The following is a 15,305-nucleotide window of genomic DNA, read 5'->3' on the forward strand; positions in this document are numbered from 1 at the left end:
CCTGGACCCCATGGTGTCTAATAAGAGTGATGGTTTTTGCCTTCTTTAAGTCGTCGTGTATGCGTTTTCTCTCAGTTGTTCTTGTGCTGGGGACAGTTGCGTCTGCTCAGTCCAAAGCTCCCGCCGGCCCTCTGCCGCAAACCTTTAGCGGCTGGCGCATTGATGCCCAGAGCGTGAAGGCTTCAAAAGATCCGGCTGCGGCTGATGCAACCGACGCTCCTGTGCTGAAAGAATACGGCTTTACCGACCTGGAAAGCGCCACGTACAGCCGCAATGGCCGCAAAATGCAGATCAAAGCCGCCCGCTTCACGGATGCTACCGGGGCCTTTGGGGCTTTTACCTATTACGTGCAGCCGCAGATGCAGCCAGAGAAGATTGGTGATCGCGGCGCTTCCAGCAACACACGCATTCTGTTCTTCAAAGGCAATATCCTGGTGGATGTATCGGTAGAGCATCTCAGCGCCATGTCCGGCGCCGACCTGCGCACACTGGCCGACGCGCTGCCGCGCCTGACAAACGAAAACGGCAAGCTGCCGACGCTTCCCGCGAGCCTTCCATCACAGTCTCTCCAGCGCAATACCAGCCGCTATATCATCGGCCCGGAAGCGCTGGCCCGCCTGGGTATTCCCATTCCGGCACAGCTCATCGACTTCAGCAAAAGCGCGGAAGTGGCCGCGGGCAAATACCAGAGCTCGCAAGGGCAGGCATCAGTGATCCTGGTGAGCTATCCCACGCCGCAAATTGCCAGAGAGCGGATGGACGCCATGCAAGCCGCTGGGCTCACAGGCGGGCCGTTCTACTTCAAGCGCACCGGACCGTACGTTGTGGCAGTGAATGGCAACATTCCCGCTGACGAAGCGCAGTCTCTGCTCGCTTCAGTGAATTACGACGCCGACGTGATGCCGCTGCAGCCCACGAAGCCTAGGCCTGCTGAAGACCGCGCCGGTTTTGTTTTTGCCCTGGTGATGTTGTGTGTCATTGCGGTGCTGGCTGCGCTGGTGTTTGGCTTCGCTTTTGGCGGGATCAGAATCCTGGCCAACAAGATGTTCCCAAACCGGTTTTTTAGCCGGCCAGAGTCGGTGGAGATCATCCGTTTGGACCTTAGGCAGGGCGATAAGTAGCTTAAAAAGAGCTGCTTACGGCGGATGACTGCCCCGGAGTGACATTTTTTGTCATTCGAAAAGGGATGTTGATAAGATTGTTAAGTTATTGAAAACAAAGGTATCTATTCTCGAAAAATTCCTTGACACTGCCTTTCACGGGCCAATAAGATTTCGCCAGAAAGTTCTGATGGTCTTTTTCGAACTCCGTTGGAACTATTCTCCCTTGAAAGAGAAGGCCGTCCTGTTGCCGGACGGCCTTTTCATCCTTTTGCTCGCTTCGCGACAAACCGCTACAGAGTCTTGCTGCGCGAAAAATTATTTCTGCTCCTGAGCAAGCCGCTCGAGGCGCGTGGTCGGCCTCGCGACGTTCTTTTTGTCGCTTCGCTCCACACCGCCACAGGTTCTTCATCTTCCTTTGCGGAATTTCTGCTCCTGAGCAAGCCGCTCAAGGCGCGTAGTCGGCCTCGCGACGTTTCTTTTGTGTCGCTACGCTCCACACCGCTACAGTGCGTTCACATTTTTGAACCTTTTATGCTCCTGATGCAAGCCGCTCGGCGCGCAAGTCGGCTTCGCGACGTTCCTTCATGTCGCTACGCTCACACCGCTTAAAAGGCGGCTGAGCGACAAACGCGAAGACTCCTGTAGCAGCGGGCTCGCCGCGTGGTCGGGCTCGCCCTCATTTTCTTTCGGTTGGCGACAGACCGTTACAGTGCGGTCATCCTGGATGAACTCTTTTTTGCTCCTGATGTAATCCGCTTGGCAGGTTCCAGATATTCGATCTTCAAGATATTCGATCTCAAAGAGCATTTAAATTCTCGCGCGTCATTTCCTGGGGGGCGGCCCAACCCTTCCACCGCGCGAAAGTTGCTGCCATATCACACCTGATTTAAAAAAAATCTCACTGCAACTAATACCGCGCCCGGTGTTCATACCCGCATAGCAACTTACCTTGGAGGGTGTGAAAGGAGCAGTTCCATGATTCGACGAAATCTAACGCATCTATTCGCCGTGGTTTTATTTGGCTTAACCGCCAGCATGTGGGCGCAAAGCGCCACTAACACAACGGATGTACAGAGTGATCGCAAAGACGTGCGGAACGATCGCCGCGATTTAAACAAGGACCGCAAAGACATCCGCTCTGACCAGCGCGACCTGAATAAGGACCGCGTTGACCGCAACAAAGACGCTCGCGACATCAACAAGGACCAGAGAGACATCGCCAAAGACCGGCGCGAGCGCAACCAGGACCTGAAAAAAGGCGATACCGCCGATGCGTCCAAGGAGCAGAAAGACATCAACCACGATAAGCGCGACCTGAAAAGTGATCGGCGCGATTTGCGGGGTGATAATCGCGACATTCACAAAGACAAGAAAGACTTGCACGCGGACCGCAAAGATGCCCGCAAGGACAAGAAGGACATCCGTCACGACCGGCGCGATATCCATCGCGACAAGAAACGCGCATAAGGACAGCTACCTCTCAGTTGAAAGCCCTGGAAAATATGTCCGGGGCTTTTTCAATGGTGCGGATTGTTTGAGATCGGTTATTTTTTTATGCGCGACTCTACTGCACGTGGATGGTCAGCGGAGTCTTGAATACAGCGCCGGTGGAATCCCATGCCTGCACAACGACCGAGTGCGTTCCGGTGGCAAGGGCAACAAATGTATTTAATGAACTCGCGTTGACAGTAAATTTGGAAATGTTGTCGACATAAATTCGCATTGCGGTAATCGGATGCGTGGATTTTGCCGCTGCGACAAAATGAACGGGAGAAGCCACCGTGCTTCCTGCCGCCGGCGAGCAAACGGTCACACCTGTCACGGTTGCGGTGCAGCCGCCAGACGTGGCGCCGAACATATCTGTCATATCGGCGGAGCTGCCGGCGATGCCGGGATAGCTGTGTACGCCCAGCGCATCGAGCGTTGTGCGCAGCACATTCTGGTGCTGATAGAAAGTTGTGGACTTGAAGCCTTTTTTTACTCCGGGTCCCACGGCAAGAGCGACTACATGCCCGCCACCGTGCGCCGTGTCAGTGTTAAAGCCTTCGTCAAAGACCAGGATCAGGATGCCGTCCTTCTGGAAACCGGGATTGTTGAACAAAGGCCCGATGTTGTTTTTGAGCCATGCGTCTGCGGTTGCCAGCTTTACGTCATTGGTGCAGCCGGTGGGCGCTGTGGGGCAGTCATGCGCATTGTGGTTCTGGTTCGGCACCACAAAGGAATAATTGGGCAACTGATTGTTGCTGAGATCGGTGGCGAAGTGCGTGAATGGAACCAGGTTCAGGCGCTGCACGCTGCTGTTGGCCACGTCAGTGAAGTAAGACAGCGGATTATGGTGCCGTATGTATGGATATTGATCGCCGCCGATGTAGCCCACGGAAGGCAGGCTCTCAGCATAGCTCTTCCATGTTCTGCCGGCAGTCAGCAAGTGGCGCACAATGTTGTCCACGTTCACCGTGGTATTCAATGAGTCATTGCTGGTCACAAGCTGTCCCGCCGTCAGCATAAAGTAATTGCCGATGGAAGGATGCACGTTGGCGTAATACTGCGTGGCCAGCGCATTCTGTTGCGCCAGGCTGTTCAGGTATGGCATGGACGCGCTGCCAATAACAGCCGGATAACTCTGGTTTTCCTCCAGTACAACAACCACGTGGTTCGAATTTGGGATTTGCGCGGTCAGCAGCGCGGGCACGAAAATAGCGATCAGCAACAGAACGAATTTCTTCAAACGGGACTCCCGAGGACCTGAATTTTATTCAAATCGACGAAAGTGGCGAGTACTACTGTTCCGACAAAGCGGCGCGAGTACAGCTCTTGCTTTAAGTAGAAGCTCTGAAATGGGCAGGGGATGGCGTGAGCTGATGAGAAAAAATATTTTTGAAGAGGCATCTTAGTCCTCTGGTAGTACATTTTTGTGAGTCTTTCATTGCTGGGATTTCGGTATAACTTGATGTGGCCATCTGTCACGGGCGTATTTTAGAAGTCGTGGATCCCGAATCAGTGGAGTTGAGGAGTGATTGATGTCGAAATTGATGACGATGCAGCAGGCCATCGCGGAGCACGTTGCTGACGGAGCGAGCGTGGCTCTGGGGCTCCAGATGGAGCAGATGATCCCGTTTGCCGCCGGACACGAGATCATGCGACAGAAGAAACGCGGGCTGCGGCTGATCGGGCCAATCTCCGACATTCTGTTTGACCAGATGATTGGCGCGGGCTGCGTGGAAGACGTGGTAGCGGCGTGGGTGGGCAACGTGATGATGGGGTCGGCGTATAACTTCCGCCATGCCACAGAGGTGGAGAATCCGGGCAAGCCCGGCGAGAAGCTGCGCGTCTTTAACATGACAAACTTCACGCTGGCGCTGGCGCTGCAGGCCGGAGCGATGGGCGTGCCCTTTCTGCCGACGCGGACCGCCATGGGCAGCGACGTCCCCAAGGGCAATCATTTTTTCTACCAGATTATTTCTCCGTTTGAGCCGAAGGAGACTTTGCTGGCGGTGCGGGCGTTGGTGCCCGACGTGGCGATTGTCCATCTGCAACGCGCGGACAAGAATGGCAACGCGCATTGCTGGGGAAATTTTGGCGTGATGCTGGAAGGAGTTCGCGCGGCGAAGAAAGTGATTGTCTGCGCGGAAGAGATTGTGGGCGAAGATGTGATTGCCAGCGATCCGAACCGCACGGTGATTCCCGGTTTTCTGGTGACGGCGGTGGTGGAGTGTCCACTGGGCGCGCATCCTTCTCCGGTACAGGGCTATAACAAGCGCGACGACGCTTTCTTTCAGCAGTATCATGCGGAAACCAAGACGCAGGGCGACTTTAACGCGTGGGCAGGGAAGTGGGTGAACGGAGTGGCCGACCGTGGCGAGTACGCAAAACAACTGGGCGCCGCAAGAGTGGCAGAGCTGCGCGTGAAGGAGCATGCGTATGCCGCGCCGGCGGATTATGGATATTGAGTGTGGTTATTGCGATGGTAAAGTCTGACCGGAAAAAACAAGAACCTTCACCACGGAGACGCGCGCGGAGAACAACAGGAATTTACCACGGATCAACGCGGATGACGCGGATCAGGAAGGCGGGATTGCAGAAATGAAAAACCAGACCTCGGCGGTTGAAGCCGGACGGTTCTATAGCAGCTTTCCGCAGGCCTGAAAGGCCTGCTCCACCCCGTCGAACCTGGAAATCATTCCGCCCCTACAAAACAAAAAAAGCAGATCTCATTTGCCGTTCAAGAAAGCTTCCAGCACCTCAATATATTTTTCCGGCTCTTCATACGCGGGCAGATGGCCGCTTTGCTCAAAGAAGACGACCTTTGCGCCGGGGATGGCGTGCGCCAGCCGCCATGCCGTGAGCGGGGCCACGTTCATGTCATAGCGTCCGTCGATTACCAGCGTGGGAAACTTGAAGCCGGCAAGCTTGGGCGTGAGGTCGAGATTTTGAATTGCTTTCCCAACGGCTTCGGCGACGGCAGGCTCGTATCCGAGATCACCCATCTGGCTCATGTATGCGTCGCGTTTCTGCGGGGAATAAAAGATCATGCGGAAATGGTTGCGCAGGCCGGCGCGGGCGGCGGCTTCAGTGTCGGGGCCAAGCTTTTGCGCTTCCTGCTTGTTTTCTTCCTCGATATCTGGAAAGACATCAGGCAGCAGGTGGACAATGCTTTGCCATGAAGGTCCAGGAGAGTCGGAAAGTATCAGCTTGGCGACGTGCTCAGGATGCGCGGCGGCATAGGCCATGGCAACGAGTCCGCCGTAGGAGTCGCCCAGAAGCGCAAACTTCTCAAGACCAAGAGACTGTCGAATGGCGTCGAGGTCGGCGACTTGTGAATCCATCGACTGTGAAATGCCCGCCTGCATGCGCTTGGATCCGCCGGTGCCGCGCTGGTCGTATAGAACGACGAAGCGGTTCTTGCCGATGCGCTGCCAGAGATCGTTCTGCATCATGTAGGCGTGCGAGAGTCCGGGGCCGCCATTGACGGCGATGATGGGGAGCGCCGTTCCCTTTGCGCCAAAAGTTTCATACGCGAGATCAACCGGTTCGGTGTGGGCGATGCCGGTAGCGTGCGGGACGTTCTGGGCGGGGAGTGTGGAAGCAAAGATAAGTAAAGCGGAAGCAAGCATCAGGTTCATAAGAAACCTCGTCAAAATGACCTCGGCGGCTAAAGCCGGACAATTCTATAGCATCACCGCACGCCTGAACGCCACGCCGGAAAGGCCTGTTCTACCCATACGATTACAGTGCGAAACTTGCATCCAAGATATGAGCATGAAAGTTGCTGTATCATCTTGGGTTTCAGCGGGGTCTATTTGAATGGCTAAAAAAGACAGCTTGCGCCTGGCAACTGGAATCACCGGCCTGGATGACATTTTGCAGGGCGGCCTTCCCGCCGGACACGTGTACCTGATCGAAGGCGATCCCGGGTCGGGAAAGACCACCATGGGATTGCAATTCCTGCTGCAAGGCGTAGCCAATGGAGAGCCCACGCTTTACGTCACGCTGGCGGAATCGCGGGAGGAGCTGGAAATCGTCGCCGAATCGCACGGGTTTGACATAGCAAAAGTGGAGATCTTTGAAGTAAAGCCACCGGAGCTGGACCAAACCGGGTCCGATCAATACACGGTCTTTCATCCCTCAGAGGTTGAACTGGTGGACGTGATGCAGAACATTCTCTCCAAGATGGAGAAGACCAAGGCGGGAAGGATAGTTTTTGACTCCATGTCGGAGATTCGCATGTTGGCGCGCGACCCGCTGCGGTACCGGCGGCAAATTCTTTCGCTCAAGCAGTTCTTTATGGGACGAAAATGTACGGTGCTGCTGCTTGACGATCGCACCGGCGACAGACAGGACACGCAACTGCAAAGCATATGCCACGGCGCAATCAGGATGGAGTCACTATCAAGGGAGTACGGGCCGCAACGCCGCCAGGTCCAGGTCCTGAAACTCCGGGCATCACAGTTCCGTGAAGGTCTGCACGATTACAAGATCGAGAAGGGCGGGTTGCACGTGTATCCACGCCTGATCTCAGCCGAACATCGGCCGCCCAATATGGACCGCAGCGCACTGCCCAGCGGGCTGGGCGAGCTCGACAAGCTCTTTGGCGGAGGAGTTACACGAGGGTCCACATCCTTGTTCATGGGGCCGGCGGGCAGCGGGAAATCAACCGTGGCGACGAAATTTCTGACGTCGGCCGCCGAGCGAGGAGAACGCGGCTTGATGTTCACCACCGATGAGACGGTTGAAACTATCATGATCCGTTGCCGCGGGCTGGGTATCCCGCTGGAACCGCACTTGAAGAGCAAAATGATTGACGTGCAGAGGCTTGACCCTTCAGAACTCTCGCCGGGCGAGTTCATTACCCGGATCCGCGCAGATGTGGAAGAAAAAGAATGCCGCGTGGTGATTATTGACAGCTTGAACGGCCTGCTCAATGCCATGCAGGAACATGCCATGATGGTGCAACTCCATGAGTTATTTTCATATCTCAGTCATATGGGGGTCACCACATTTGTGGTGATGGCGCAATTTGGACTCCTGGGAGCGCAGATGGGATCCCCTGTGGACGTTTCCTACCTTGCAGACAACGTATTGCTGTTCCGTTACTTCGAGGCAATGGGCGCGGTAAGACAGGCCATCTCCGTGGTCAAGCGGCGCAGCGGGCCGCATGAGCGCAGTATCCGCGAATTGCGGCTTTCACCCAACCGGATTGAGATCGGCGCACCACTGGAGGAGTTCGAAGGCGTGTTGACCGGCGTGCCAAAATTCCGCGGCGACACGACGCCGCTATTGTAATGGCAGAAGACCTCAGTCTCAGGGTGCTGGTGCTCGCGCAGTTTGGCAGGGACGGCGAGCTGTTGCGGACTTTTCTGCAAAGGCATGGCTTCAACAGCCAGATCGTAGCCAGCTCAGACGAATTTTTCAATGAACTGGATCGCGGCGCAGCCACGGCGCTTATTACCGAGGAATCGCTTACCCTTCCCATAAAAAACTGGGGCAAGCGGCTGGAAATGCAGCCGACCTGGTCTGATTTTCCCTTGATCATTCTTATAAGCCCGGCCAGGGGACAGGGGGAGCCGCCAGCCGGGTTGGCCGCTCTTCGAGCGCTGGGAAATGTGACGCTGGTGGAACGCCCCATCCGATTTGAAACCCTGTTGAGCGCGGTTGAGGCCGCCATGCGGGCGCGCACGCGGCAATATGAAGTGCGCGACTTCATGACCAGCCAGGCAAGGTCACAAGACGCATTGCGCAGAACAGAAAAGCTCGCGGTGGCAGGACGTTTGGCGGCGAGCCTTGCGCATGAGATCAACAATCCGCTTACCTCCGTTACCAATCTTCTTTTTCTGGTGCGCAGCGCGACCGACGTGAAAGAGGCACAGCATTGGGCCGGCCTGGCGGAAGATGAATTGCGCCGCGTCAGCGACATCGCCAACCACACGCTGCGCTTTCATCGTTCCAACCGGGGACTGGAGCAGGCGGACGTTCGTGCATTGCTCGATTCCGCCGCGGTGCTGTTCCGGGCGAAGCTGCGGAACCAGAGCATACAGGCGAATGTGGTCTGCGAAAAAGACGTGCGAGTGGTATGCGCCCTGGGAGAAATTCGGCAGGTATTAGTGAACCTTATCGCCAACGCCGTGGATGCAATGCCGACCGGAGGCAAGTTGTTTTTGCGAGGCGTCAAGGCCCCACATCCTAAAACCGCAGCCGGCGGAGTACGGATTTCCGTGGTGGACCACGGAACGGGTATCTCCAAAGCCACACTGCGCAGGATGTTCGAACCATTTTTCACGACCAAGGGAGATACCGGCACGGGACTGGGACTGTGGCTTACCAAGGACATCATCGACCGGCATCATGGCCTGATACAGGCGCGCAATCACAACCATCCGCGGGGCGCGGTGTTCTCAATCTGGATTCCGGAAAAGCCGGCGAACACAAATGGAGAGTTGTTGCAAAAGATCGGGTGATCGGAAAAACAAAAGCTCACCGCGGAGACGCGAGGCGCGGAGAAGAACCGGAATTTACCGCGGATCAACACGGATGAACGCGGATTCGGAGAAGGCAAAAACTTACCACTGATTAACACGGATGACACTGATCAGGAGGAACAAGATCGGGTGATCGCACGTGATCCCACCCCAGCCCGCGCAAAAGCGGCGCGGTCCGGGGACCCCGGTGATCTGGTGATCGGAAAAAGCAAAGCAAAAACCTTTTCGCCGCAGATTTACGCAGATGGGCGCAGATCGGGAAGGGATTGCCAAAATTTGAAAAAGCAATCCCTTTGAAACGCGGAGGAAGGGAGGACGCGGAGGGAAACGGATTCCTGTCAGGTATAGAACCTATGTAACTGTGTGTCCTTTTTGTTATTGGCTATGCTTTGGCAATGATCCGACAGAGTTCACTAGCGTTGTTTGGCCTGATCTTGTCCGCGTCTTTAGCGACCGCTCAGGAACCCCAGTCCCTGGGAGATATCGCCCGAACCATCAAAGCACAAAAGCAGGCAGCGAGGAATGCGAACGGAAGTTCTTCATCTTCGAAGTCGGCCACACCGGCGGCGAACACCGGAGCCGCAACGCCGCAACCTGCGCCGGCCGCCGCCACTGCCGCAACGAGTCCTGAAGAGATCGTTCCCGACCTGAATCCAAACGTTGCCACCGACATTCACGGGATTGAGAAGTACGAGGCAGCCATCCGGCAACTATTCCAGCAAGAGAAGTTCGCTGAGATTGACAGAATTGCATCTGAAGCAAGAACTACAAAGGCCCGGTTCGCCGGAGGGTATTGGAAGGTGCACACCATCTATCTAGCGCTGGAAGAGCCTGGGACAAAAACCAAAGCAGGCGAAGCCGAGTGGACACAGCATCTTGCCCGCCTGGAAAAATGGAAAGAGCAATTTCCTAATTCAATTACAGCGCGAATTGTCCTGGCCGAAGCGTACAACTCCTATGGCTGGAAGGCACGTGGGACCGGCTACGCGAACCAGGTGACGGACGAAGGATGGCAGCTGCTGGCTGAGCGCGTGCACAAGGGACAGACAATACTGGAAGAGGCGGAGGGGCTGCCGGAGAAGTGCCCGGAGTGGTATGCGGCGATGATAGAGATCGCCCGCAGCGAGGACTGGGAGCAGGACCAGTTGCAGGCATTATTCCGGAAGGCAGTCGCATTTGAACCTGAATACTATTACTACTATCGCATGCTGGCCGACTCACTGTTGCCCAAGTGGGGCGGAGAAGAAGGCGACGCGGCACGCTTTGCCGCTGCCGTGGCTGACGGCATAGGTGGCAAGAAAGGCGACCTGATCTACTTTGAGATCGCCACCACGCTGGTTTGCGCCTGCGGCAATGTACACGAGCAGGGGCTTAAAGGGCTCTCCTGGCCGCGGATCAAGGCTGGTTATTCGGCGCTGCAGGAACTCTACGGCACATCCATCTCACACATCAACGAGATGGCTCTGATCGCCTTCAGGGCCTCGGACTTTGACTATGCCACGATCGCATTTAACGAGATTGGCGACAACTGGGACAAAGCCGTTTGGCACACTCTTGACTCGTTCTATGACTCCAGATACCAGGCTGCGATCCCACACATCCAAAACTCACTGGCGGCAGCAACGGAAAACGTGAAGACGCCGGAAGGGCAACTCTTCAGCTATGCTCTTGGCGCGGAGATGGATAGAAGATATCACCAGCCTTTCCTTGATTGCGTGAAGGCAAGCCCCGGTTACACGCAACCATGGATTGGGCTGCTGGTGGAACTAACAAAAGAGGGCGCCGTTCGCGATGTGCTCTTTGCCGGCGCGGATGCTCCGTCAGCATGCATTCGTCCGCTTCTGGAAAAAGCCATCCTTCCTACCCCGCCCAAAGCGGATTACTGGGTGATGGTACAGATGGACGTGAACAGGTGAGGATCGCAGTGATGGCGCGTAATCGGGAGATCGGAACAGCAAAAGCAACACCATTCACCGCAGAGGGCGCAAAGGACGCAGAGGGAAGACATTGATCGGAAAAGCAAGAGCACACCGCGGAGACGCGGAGGCGCGGAGAAGAAGAATCTTTTGCCGCAGATCGACGCAGATGAGCGCGGATCAAGACAGATCGCAAAATTGAAAACCAAAACCTTGAAACACGGAGGAACGGAGGACGCGGAGGCTAAGGATCAAAAGTCTAGAGCCAAAAAACCAATGGCCAAGAGCTAAAAGCCAAGAGCCAAGAGCCCGAACCAGCCCGAACCAAATCCTTATCGCGAATGGAGACACCTCACTGCAGCGATCCCTCCATTTGCACCCTTTCACGCTTTCCTGTAAACCTTGTCACTTACATCCCATCCGAGTTTTGAACCAAAGCACGGCCTGGTACGTATCCTTTTCCGGGGAGACTGCTTGGAAGACCAACAAACAGGGGCACTTGTTCGCCGATGCCTGGCAGGCGATGCCGTGGCATGGGAGGAGATTGTGCGCCTGTACAACAGGCGGATCTATAACTTGTGCTATCGGTTCACGAACTCCCCGGACGACGCCCAGGACCTGACGCAGGAGGTATTTATCCGGGTGTACAAGTCAATGGCCAGCTATCACGTTGAAAAAGGGGCGTTTACCACGTGGCTGACCACTCTGACGCGGAACCTGCTGGTGGACCATTTCCGCAAGAGCAAGCAGGACCGGGTGACGGATTCGATAGACGCAGGGCTGCGGGAAGAGGACGATTCGCTGTCTCTGGGCGACCGGCTGGAGGACCCGAGACCGACGCCGGATGATCGGCTGGCGAGCAAGGAGACCCAGCGGATGGTGCAGATGGCGCTGGCAAGAATCAGTCCGGACCTGCGGGAAGCAGTGATTCTAAGGGACTTACAGGATATGGACTACAAAGAGATTGCCCTGGTTTTGCGGGTGCCGGAGGGAACGGTGAAGTCGCGAATAAACAGAGGAAGAATGGAACTAGCGCGATTACTTTCTCGTAATAAAAGGCAGGCAAGCAATGAATAACGAAGCAAAAAACGGGATGGCATGCAGCGAGTTTGAAGCGCTGCTGGCTGACGCGCTTGATAACGAGATAGCCGCCGATGCGCGGACGGCCTTTGACGAGCACGGCCGGAACTGCGCAGTCTGCGGGCCCATGCTGGCTGAGGCGCTGGAAGGCATGTTGATGGTCCGGGGGCTGGCTGAGCTGGAGCCGCCGAAAAACCTTGTCCACAACATTCTGGCGGCAACGAGCAGGAAAGAAGCTACAGCAGAGCAGATCGCGGAAGAGGCGAAGCTGGGCTGGATGGATCGTCTGCGCCGGAGCTTGAGGCCGGGAGTCGGCGGGTTGCTGCACTCACGCTTTGCCATGTCGTTTGCGATGGCGTTCTTCTCACTCAGCATCACGCTTACGCTGGCTGGAGTGAAAATTACTGACGTGAAAAATATGGTCGAGCACCCGAGCATGATGCGCAAGACTGTGGTGCTCGGATACACCAACGTCGAAGCCAAGGTGACAAGCTATTACGAGAACTTGCGGCTCGTCTACCAGGTGCAAGCGAAAGTTAGAGAGCTGAAGAAGAGCGCGGCGCCGGCGGAAGGGCCTGGGGAGAATCGGCAACAGAACAGGAAGTCGTCGCCGGATGGACGCGAGAAACTGAACGAAGATTACAGCATGGAGCGCGATGGAAGCTTGATCGCCCAAACTTTTACTTGGCATGAAGGAGCCCGGATATGAACTGCGCCGTACACAATCAGACTCAGGCAGTAGCGTACTGCCGTACGTGCGGCAAAGCGCTTTGCGAAGAATGCAAACGCGACGTCATGGGCGCCATCTATTGCGAACCGTGCATTGCCGCAAGACTGCAGGGAGCAAATGCTACGACGGTGCCCGGGGCCGTGCCGCCACCGGCACCAGTTGGCGTTCCGGGCGCGCCTAACCCCATGATTGCTGGATTCTTAGGACTCATCCCCGGCGTAGGGGCAATGTATAACGGCCAATTCGTAAAGGCTTTTGCTCACGTGGTGATTTTTGTCATGTTGATCATCGCGGCCAACAACATCCACTGGGCGTTTGGATGGATGATCGCCTTCTTCATCTTTTACATGGCCTTTGAAGCCTATAAGACTGCCGAAGCAAAGCGCCATGGCTTGCCTGCGCCTGACCCTCTGGGCCTCGACAAGATGTTTGGCATTCAGGAATCCCAAATTCATTCCACCGGCGTTCCGGCCATCGTCAACACGTCCGCCGCGTATCCGCCTGTGCCGCTGCAATCGCCGCAGGTAGCTCCGCCTCTGCAGGTTGAACCACCGCCTCCGCCGCCACAGGACAAGGCTCCCATCGGCGCAATTGTCCTGATTGGTCTCGGGGTGCTGTTTCTTCTCCAGAATCTCGGCATACTTCGTCTGCATCACCTGTGGCCGCTGTTCCTGATCGGCGTAGGGTTATGGCTTGCGTATAAGCGCACCATGCAGCCCACCGTCGGAGGCCCGCAATGACGCCCTACATCCGAAACAGAAATTGCCAGTGCACGCGCTGCCGCGCTCACGGCTTGATGGGCGCCGCGGTGCTGATCACGCTGGGCGTGCTCTTCCTGATGGATAGTTACCACATCATTCAGTTTGACCAGGCCTTGCCCGCGCTGCTTCTGGTAATCGGTGGCGTACTCCTGATTTCTCGTACCGGTTCGACTGAAGGCCATATCCAGCCCGGCTGGATTGCTGGCCCTGTTGCACCGCCGCCGGCTCAGCCATGGCCAACAACCACCACTGCTCCTCCGCCTCCGCCATCCCAGCAATGGGCTTCCGGTGCGGAGAATCCGCCATCCTCCGGCCAGGATGATTCACAGGTGAAACCATGAGTGCGTCGCCACAAGTTCCTTACTATCGCCCGCGTCCGCGTTCCATTGTTGGCCCGCTGGTTCTGATCGCCATTGGTGTTCTCTTCCTGCTGCGCACCACCGGCGTCATTTCCTTCCAGTCGTTTCGCAATTGGATGGTTCATTACTGGCCCGTGGTGCTCATTGTCTGGGGCGTCGCCAAGCTCCTCGAACACATGTGGGCCCGCCAGCACGGCGAACCAACACCGCGTCTGGGAGCAGGCGCCATCGTGCTTCTGGTCTTCATCATCCTTTTTGGTACTGGGATCACACGGACCGCGGACTGGAACTGGCGCGCCCTCGGCGATGAAATGGGTGCCGACCCTGATTGGGACTGGTTCGGCCAGCACTATGATTTTACTGACAACTTTGCCCAGCCGCTGGCTGGCGCTTCCGAAATAAAAATTCTTTCCGCCCAGGGCGACATTAGCGTTACGCCCAGTGAAGACAATCAGGTTCACGCCGTGGTCCGTAAGTCCGTTCGCACTGACTCGCAGGAAAATGCGAATCGGTTGAATGACTCGACTCATCCCAAGTTTATCCAGCAAGGCAATGTCTGGCTGCTCGATCTTACCAGCGGTGATTTTGAAAAGGCGCGCTTTGATCTTGATTTGCAGTTACCCAGGCAGCTTGCGCTCTCCATGGCTACGCGGCGCGGCAACCTCAGCGTTTCCCAGCGTGAAGGCAACGTGGACCTGAGCACTGATCGCGGCAATCTAAGTGCTGAAAATGTAAAAGGCGCCACATCACTGCATTTGCGCCACGGCTCGGTCAACGTAAAGACCGTCACTGGCAATGTTCAGGTGGATGGCGAGGTCGAAGACGGAAGCGTTTCTGACGTTACCGGCACCCTGGAGTTCGATGCCGGATACAACGGCAACGTGCAGCTTTCCCACATCGGACAGCGGCTTCACTTCAAGTCAGTTCGCACCGATCTCCAACTCACCAAGCTCGATGGCGAAATGTCCATGGGCCATGGCGATATCCGCGCCACCGCGCTTGCCGGCCCCGTTAAACTCAACACTCGCTCCAATGAAGTGCATTTTGAAGATGTCAGTGGTCCAGTGGAAGTGGAAAACCGCAATGGCATAGTTTCAATCCGCCCTAAAACACCGCTCGGAAATATCGACATCAATAATGTGCGCGGAGGAATCGAACTTGAACTGCCTCAGGAAACCGGCTTCCGGCTTGACGCGGAGAGCAAAGACGGCACCATTGACGTGAATGACTTCAACATCAGCGTCGATAACCAGCGCCGCGACGCTACCGCCCGCGCCACTGTTGGCAAAGGCGGCCCAGACATCCACCTGCGTACGGACCGGGGCACGATTCAGATTCACAAGCAGTAGCTTGTTGCTCTATTCCTGAAGGATTGGAGCA

Annotated in this window: 13 protein-coding genes; 11 read left to right on the forward strand and 2 right to left on the reverse strand. The window is 56.1% G+C overall.

Features of this window, described 5'->3' with window-relative positions:
- Positions 1 to 59 precede the first annotated feature (59 nt).
- Both LAO76_06010 and LAO76_06015 read left to right on the forward strand, forming a co-directional pair.
- On the forward strand, positions 60 to 1,121 hold the full coding sequence (locus LAO76_06010) for a hypothetical protein (protein ID MBZ5490467.1): 1,062 nt from the start codon (positions 60 to 62) through the stop codon (positions 1,119 to 1,121).
- A gap of 957 nt (positions 1,122 to 2,078) precedes the next feature.
- Complete coding sequence (locus LAO76_06015; GenBank protein MBZ5490468.1) at positions 2,079 to 2,570, forward strand: hypothetical protein; 492 nt, start codon at positions 2,079 to 2,081, stop codon at positions 2,568 to 2,570.
- A gap of 97 nt (positions 2,571 to 2,667) precedes the next feature.
- Here LAO76_06015 and LAO76_06020 read toward each other — a convergent pair whose 3' ends face one another.
- Complete coding sequence (locus LAO76_06020) at positions 2,668 to 3,831, reverse strand: alkaline phosphatase family protein (protein MBZ5490469.1); 1,164 nt, start codon at positions 3,829 to 3,831, stop codon at positions 2,668 to 2,670.
- Positions 3,832 to 4,141: 310 nt separating this feature from the next.
- Here LAO76_06020 and LAO76_06025 point away from each other — a divergent pair, with 310 nt between their 5' ends.
- A complete protein-coding gene (locus LAO76_06025; protein ID MBZ5490470.1) occupies positions 4,142 to 5,053 on the forward strand; it encodes a CoA transferase subunit A in 912 nt (303 codons plus the stop codon).
- 261 nt (positions 5,054 to 5,314) lie between these two features.
- On the opposite strand, the gene LAO76_06030 is transcribed toward LAO76_06025, so the two are convergent.
- Positions 5,315 to 6,226 (reverse strand): alpha/beta hydrolase, encoded by a 912-nt coding sequence (locus tag LAO76_06030; protein MBZ5490471.1) that lies wholly within the window; start codon positions 6,224 to 6,226, stop codon positions 5,315 to 5,317.
- A 181-nt stretch (positions 6,227 to 6,407) separates the two neighbouring features.
- Between LAO76_06030 and LAO76_06035 the strand changes: the two genes are divergently transcribed.
- The 8 genes from LAO76_06035 to LAO76_06070 all read left to right on the forward strand — a co-directional run bounded on the left by LAO76_06035 (position 6,408) and on the right by LAO76_06070 (position 15,274).
- Positions 6,408 to 7,886 (forward strand): AAA family ATPase, encoded by a 1,479-nt coding sequence (locus LAO76_06035; protein ID MBZ5490472.1) that lies wholly within the window; start codon positions 6,408 to 6,410, stop codon positions 7,884 to 7,886.
- Entirely contained in the window at positions 7,886 to 9,058 is a 1,173-nt protein-coding gene (locus LAO76_06040) for a hybrid sensor histidine kinase/response regulator (protein ID MBZ5490473.1), read from the forward strand. Before LAO76_06035 ends, LAO76_06040 begins: the two co-directional genes overlap by 1 nt.
- 416 nt (positions 9,059 to 9,474) lie before the next feature.
- Positions 9,475 to 10,995, forward strand: a complete 1,521-nt coding sequence (locus LAO76_06045; GenBank protein MBZ5490474.1) for a DUF4034 domain-containing protein — start codon at positions 9,475 to 9,477, stop codon at positions 10,993 to 10,995.
- 474 nt (positions 10,996 to 11,469) lie between these two features.
- Positions 11,470 to 12,072, forward strand: coding sequence for a sigma-70 family RNA polymerase sigma factor (locus LAO76_06050; GenBank protein MBZ5490475.1), 603 nt, complete (start codon positions 11,470 to 11,472; stop codon positions 12,070 to 12,072).
- Complete coding sequence (locus tag LAO76_06055) at positions 12,065 to 12,784, forward strand: zf-HC2 domain-containing protein (protein MBZ5490476.1); 720 nt, start codon at positions 12,065 to 12,067, stop codon at positions 12,782 to 12,784. The genes LAO76_06050 and LAO76_06055 overlap by 8 nt, the downstream gene beginning before the upstream one ends.
- Positions 12,781 to 13,545, forward strand: a complete 765-nt coding sequence (locus tag LAO76_06060) for a DUF5668 domain-containing protein (protein ID MBZ5490477.1) — start codon at positions 12,781 to 12,783, stop codon at positions 13,543 to 13,545. The genes LAO76_06055 and LAO76_06060 overlap by 4 nt, the downstream gene beginning before the upstream one ends.
- The gene (locus LAO76_06065; protein ID MBZ5490478.1) at positions 13,542 to 13,907 is read left to right on the forward strand and encodes a hypothetical protein; all 366 of its coding nucleotides are present in this window, start codon (positions 13,542 to 13,544) and stop codon (positions 13,905 to 13,907) included. The genes LAO76_06060 and LAO76_06065 overlap by 4 nt, the downstream gene beginning before the upstream one ends.
- The gene (locus LAO76_06070) at positions 13,904 to 15,274 is read left to right on the forward strand and encodes a DUF4097 family beta strand repeat-containing protein (protein MBZ5490479.1); all 1,371 of its coding nucleotides are present in this window, start codon (positions 13,904 to 13,906) and stop codon (positions 15,272 to 15,274) included. The genes LAO76_06065 and LAO76_06070 overlap by 4 nt, the downstream gene beginning before the upstream one ends.
- Positions 15,275 to 15,305: the final 31 nt, after the last annotated feature.

The sequence above is a fragment of the Terriglobia bacterium genome, assembly GCA_020072645.1.
In the GTDB taxonomy this organism is placed as follows: domain Bacteria; phylum Acidobacteriota; class Terriglobia; order Terriglobales; family Acidobacteriaceae; genus Angelobacter.